Genomic DNA, 3,558 nt, shown 5'->3' with positions numbered 1-3,558 from the left:
AATCATCAAGAACACTGAGTTTAAAATGGGAAAGTTATTTTTAGACGACTCCTAACGATTCAGAGATACTATCGTCCAAGGGTTCGCCAGCACCGAAGTTTTTCATATTCTTGGCACAGCTAAAAAGTTGATTTGAATGATTCAGATCTGAAATCTCAACGGAACGAAGATGCAAAACATCGGTATAAATTTGGACAACCAGGTCCTGTTTCTCCTTTCCCAGGTCATCGCCGGGAACTGGGTCAATATTCATCTCAATAGAACTAAGGTAAGGATTGCCTGATGTGAATGTAATCTGATTATTCATAATTTACCCTTTTTATTAAAAATTGAGTGATCCTTTACCTTTATTTGGCCTTAAAAGAAATAGATTAGTTCCCCGGCATGGCCGAGAGCCGCAGCTCTGGGTTAATTAGTTAATAAGGGCATATTTATACAGAAGCACGGGTGATTGGTCACTTTACGCCTTCGTGGCCTTCGGCAGTTGCCTGAACACAGGCCCTAATCTTTACTTTCGTCACTCTACCTGCTGCTTAGGAATTGTCTGTAAATAACTTCCACATATTCAGATGCTCCACCGCAATCATCAGGAACACTGAGTTTAAAATGGGAAAGTTATTTTTAGACGACTCCTTAACTCCCTGCGCCTTACCGTTTTTGATACTCTCCTGCACGAGCCTGTTAGAAGTCGTCGACTTTGACGTCCTGCGTCGCCCTGACTTTTACATCCATGCGGTTGTGCGCAAGATACGAGAGCAGTTTATGGAATAGATTTGTTCAATATAATTCTGACCAAAAACCTTGTGAGTAACTTAATCGTATTGGTGCAATTGTTAACCTTGGATGTTCGGCCCCGTAGGGCTTGGGGGGAGGCTTATAACAAATCCATGTCCAAGGACTGCGAATTCTCAAGACAAGCTGTGGCTTGTTGATAGGTTGGTGGCTGTTCCTGTGGTACAGGATCATCAATCGTGGATTCCGTTTGTGTTCCTTGATGGCAGGGGGTTTGTGTTCCCTGCTCACAAGTCGTTGGCGCAGGGGCTCTTGGAGCGGGGGGAGCAGGCATCGGCGCAGGGGGTATTTGAGCAAGAGGAACTGGCAGATGATACCTTGCAGCAAAGCTCCGAGTACTGTGGGTATCATTTGGGTTATTGAAAGCTGCTTTAAGGAGTCTAAAGCGTGATGCATCAGGGTTTTGGTACTTGAATCTCTGATACTCGTTATAGCAATGCGCACAGTATGCAGTAACGTAACAAAGGCCAACAAAGGTAAAAATTCCAGCGAACGTAATCGCTATAGCGATCCCTTCGCGATTGTCAAAAGAGGTGGGTTCAGAAGTCGAGTTCAGGTTTGTTGCCGGATCGGTGAAGGATGGTGTGGTATTCACCGGGTGGGCACCAGCCAAGGCAGGCATGACCCCCAATAATATCAGACACTGTTTTTGGGGGAATTGCGTTGATTCCGTCATTTGCCGTATGGCGAAACCGGCGACATTGCGTATCAGCCTGTTGCTGCCCTGCAGACTAGCCTGTAAGGCGCCTCTGGCAGAATTTACACCGTCAGACAGGGATTTGCCTACCGTAATGGTATCCGTATCCAGAGGGCAGCTCCGTAGGCTGGGCTGTGCGCAGCTGACAGTCCTGCCGGTGGTCATTGTCACCTGGCTACAACATTCTGTTTGGGAAGCTGCATCTTTTTTTCCAACCATGTCTGCATGGGGCAGGGCTGATGAGCGTTCAAGAGAAACATGCATTTCAGTTATCCTTTGATGGTAATCTGATACTTCAGACCATCAGCAGATAATTAAGTTCAATCCGGGTGGTTGATGCCGTCGGCATCAACGGTCATCTCCTGATAAAGATGCCCTCATAAAGAACTTTGGCAATCTTGCGTTGGCAGCAAAAAGAAATGAAACACACACCAGCCAGAATGTTTTTGGTCAATGGAGGTAGATCACTCATAATTATTCCACATCCCTCACATTTAACACATCACCATCAAGAAAGGGTCGACAATACGGGGAACTCAGGTCACCAAAAATCAGGAAATCCTCAAGACAGGCATTTTTGAGATCAGTCAGGGATTTCAGGCAACTATAAGACAAAATACAAGCGTTCGTTACCAGTATTGTTATTGTTCTGGAGGAAATATTTCTGCCTTCCTGCGCACATTGTAACAGGCTCAAACTGGTGCCTATGGCACCGGAAAGACCCATAATGCAATGACTTCGCCACTGAGCCAAGGGTGAAAAGATAGCCTGACCATATTTAAGATTTACAGCAGCTGCCAGGCCAAGTCCCGCGAAACCAGTTGCTAAATTGCTAATATTCATGGTTTCCCAAATCCCGGTTCAACTAACTCTCTTTTTCAGACACTTGAGACCAGTGAAAGGTTCCCGCACGCCATGTTTTGGCCTGGACTCTAAGGTAAGTAGTTAACCAAATGAAATCATATTTTTCTGACTATGTGATTATTCACTCTTGGCAACAGCTCTTGCATCCATGCAGTCGTGCTCCGTTGCAACTTTGTCACATAGCTACGGCCATACTCCCTGCTTTGCGCCTTGCATCATAACTGTCCACTTAGCCAGAAAAAGAATGACGAGTAATGGCAGGGCTACATGTGGCCTCAGGTATGGCGATGAATTCAAACGAAGATCCAGCTATTCAAAATGGCTGCGCAGTTCATATTCAGGAGTTAGAAGCAATGGCACTGATTTAAGCTCACTTCCCTTGGTATTTCTTGAGTCTGCGTGCCTGCTGTCTTGGATGTTGGAGCTTTTTATGCGGTTTTGGTCGTTTCTTAACGGCCCTTGGCTCCGACCGGCCTGGTCGATTTCCAACAATATGCTGTCCTATGATATCCAACATATTAACGATTTTCTGTTCCAGCCAGTCACCCGATGCTCCCAGCAACGTCTGAAGGAATGACACCAGTGTTTCCTGAGCCGCTTTAAAGCTCACTTCCCGTGGAGACTTGTCAATGTGCTTTGCTGCTTTCCCCATCAGTGCTCGTATCAGGTTGTATACCAGAAAGTTGATGGATATTTCTTTTCTCACCATTTCCGGACTTTTACAGCGCATAATATCCATTTTCATGGTCGTTTTGATGACATCAAAATCAATCTCGACGTGCCAGCGTTTCAAATACAGCGCAATGATCTCTGTCCGGGGATACTCCTCAGCATCCAGTAAAGTGGTAATGATGGTGCGATGTTTGTTTTTGACAGCACGGATCACCAGCTCTTCAGGCATCTGATCATAAAGCTCCTGACTCATCCACTCAGGCCGGACTGGTCTTTTTAGTTTGAATAATCCATCCTTGCTACCCAGCTTTTGATCGCATTTCCGGAAATCAATATGCCGGGCACCGTTTTTCTCGAAGACCACGTCAGCCTTGGCCTGTAACAGCAGCGCCAACAGGAAGTAGTTCTCAAAGTTCGCATCACCTAACAGAATGTCGCCATCCTGCAGATGGGAGAGCAGTTTCCTGAGCAAGGCTTGTTCCCCGGTTTCTTTCCCTTCGTAGGCAGCCACAGCAAAATCAAGCAATGCGCCA

4 protein-coding genes are annotated in these 3,558 nt (G+C 46.1%); all 4 read right to left on the bottom strand.

Features of this window, described 5'->3' with window-relative positions; all coding sequences use genetic code 11:
* Positions 1–40: 40 nt before the first annotated feature.
* On the bottom strand, positions 41–307 hold the full coding sequence (locus tag KDK14_RS07055) for a hypothetical protein (protein ID WP_257264341.1): 267 nt from the start codon (positions 305–307) through the stop codon (positions 41–43).
* A gap of 567 nt (positions 308–874) precedes the next feature.
* Positions 875–1,753, bottom strand: a complete 879-nt coding sequence (locus KDK14_RS07050; protein WP_257264339.1) for a hypothetical protein — start codon at positions 1,751–1,753, stop codon at positions 875–877.
* Positions 1,754–1,963: 210 nt separating this feature from the next.
* Positions 1,964–2,332, bottom strand: coding sequence for a hypothetical protein (locus KDK14_RS07045; protein ID WP_257264337.1), 369 nt, complete (start codon positions 2,330–2,332; stop codon positions 1,964–1,966).
* Positions 2,333–2,723: 391 nt separating this feature from the next.
* Positions 2,724–3,558: transposase (locus tag KDK14_RS07040; RefSeq protein ID WP_257264336.1), on the bottom strand; the 835-nt coding region annotated here is incomplete at its 5' end.

Origin of the sequence: Endozoicomonas sp. ONNA2, from assembly GCF_024606365.1 — a bacterium.
Classification (GTDB): domain Bacteria; phylum Pseudomonadota; class Gammaproteobacteria; order Pseudomonadales; family Endozoicomonadaceae; genus Endozoicomonas.
This window is presented reverse-complemented; position numbering and strand designations above follow the sequence as displayed.